Raw genomic sequence first — 1,035 nt, 5'->3', positions numbered from 1 at the left:
AGTTTGTTTAAATGAACAACGTTCATTTATCTTAGCGTTTTATTTCAGGGGATTGAAGCGTTGCTTCTTCCCTCTGCACAGGTTGTTTTGTTCAGTTTTCAAAGAGCAAATCACAAACTGCAGAAAATCTGCAACCTAATAATTTTATATGGTGGAGCCTAGCGGGATCGAACCGCTGACCTCCTGCGTGCAAAGCAGGCGCTCTCCCAGCTGAGCTAAGGCCCCTTCTATATAAATGGTCGGGAAGACAGGATTCGAACCTGCGACCCCTTGGTCCCAAACCAAGTGCTCTACCAAGCTGAGCTACTTCCCGCAATACGCGCCCGAGAGGAGTCGAACCCCTAACCTTTTGATCCGTAGTCAAACGCTCTATCCAATTGAGCTACGGGCGCATATGGTGCCGAGGACCGGAGTCGAACCGGTACGGTAGTTACCTACCGCAGGATTTTAAGTCCTGTGCGTCTGCCTATTCCGCCACCCCGGCTTTCTTGGAGCGGAAGACGGGATTCGAACCCGCGACCCCCACCTTGGCAAGGTGGTGTTCTACCCCTGAACTACTTCCGCAAAAACAATGGTGCGGGTGAAGGGAGTCGAACCCCCACGTCATAAGACACTAGATCCTAAGTCTAGCGCGTCTGCCAATTCCGCCACACCCGCAAAATGGTGAGCCATGTAGGAATCGAACCTACGACCCTCTGATTAAAAGTCAGATGCTCTACCGACTGAGCTAATGGCTCATAAGTGGTGCCGGCCAGAGGACTTGAACCCCCAACCTACTGATTACAAGTCAGTTGCTCTACCAATTGAGCTAGACCGGCATACTAGTCTAACAGCTTTGTAATGGTGGAGGATACAGGGTTCGAACCTGTGACCCCTTGCTTGTAAGGCAAGTGCTCTCCCAGCTGAGCTAATCCTCCTGACAGCCTGGCAACGTCCTACTCTCGCAGGGGGAACCCCCAACTACTATCGGCGCTGGAGAGCTTAACTTCTGTGTTCGGTATGGGAACAGGTGTGACCTCTCCGCCATCGTCACCA

The 1,035-nt window shown here is 51.9% G+C and carries 9 tRNA genes and 1 rRNA gene; all 10 read right to left on the bottom strand.

Annotated elements, in window-relative coordinates:
- Positions 1–149: 149 nt before the first annotated feature.
- Positions 150–225 (bottom strand) — tRNA-Ala (locus IEV18_RS17040).
- Positions 226–236: 11 nt separating this feature from the next.
- Positions 237–313 (bottom strand) — tRNA-Pro (locus tag IEV18_RS17035).
- A 5-nt stretch (positions 314–318) separates the two neighbouring features.
- Positions 319–392, bottom strand: a tRNA-Arg gene (locus tag IEV18_RS17030).
- A 3-nt stretch (positions 393–395) separates the two neighbouring features.
- Positions 396–484, bottom strand: a tRNA-Leu gene (locus tag IEV18_RS17025).
- Between the two features lie 5 nt (positions 485–489).
- Positions 490–564, bottom strand: a tRNA-Gly gene (locus IEV18_RS17020).
- Positions 565–572: 8 nt separating this feature from the next.
- Positions 573–657, bottom strand: a tRNA-Leu gene (locus IEV18_RS17015).
- A 4-nt stretch (positions 658–661) separates the two neighbouring features.
- Positions 662–737, bottom strand: a tRNA-Lys gene (locus tag IEV18_RS17010).
- Between the two features lie 5 nt (positions 738–742).
- Positions 743–818, bottom strand: a tRNA-Thr gene (locus IEV18_RS17005).
- Between the two features lie 23 nt (positions 819–841).
- Positions 842–917, bottom strand: a tRNA-Val gene (locus IEV18_RS17000).
- Between the two features lie 5 nt (positions 918–922).
- Positions 923–1,035, bottom strand: a 5S ribosomal RNA gene (rrf, locus tag IEV18_RS16995); the annotation flags it as partial.

It is taken from the genome of Compostibacillus humi, from assembly GCF_014637175.1.
Taxonomy (GTDB): domain Bacteria; phylum Bacillota; class Bacilli; order Bacillales; family Amphibacillaceae; genus Oceanobacillus; species Oceanobacillus humi.
The sequence above is the reverse complement of the archived record's forward strand: the minus strand, read 5'-3'. Positions and strand labels throughout refer to the sequence as shown.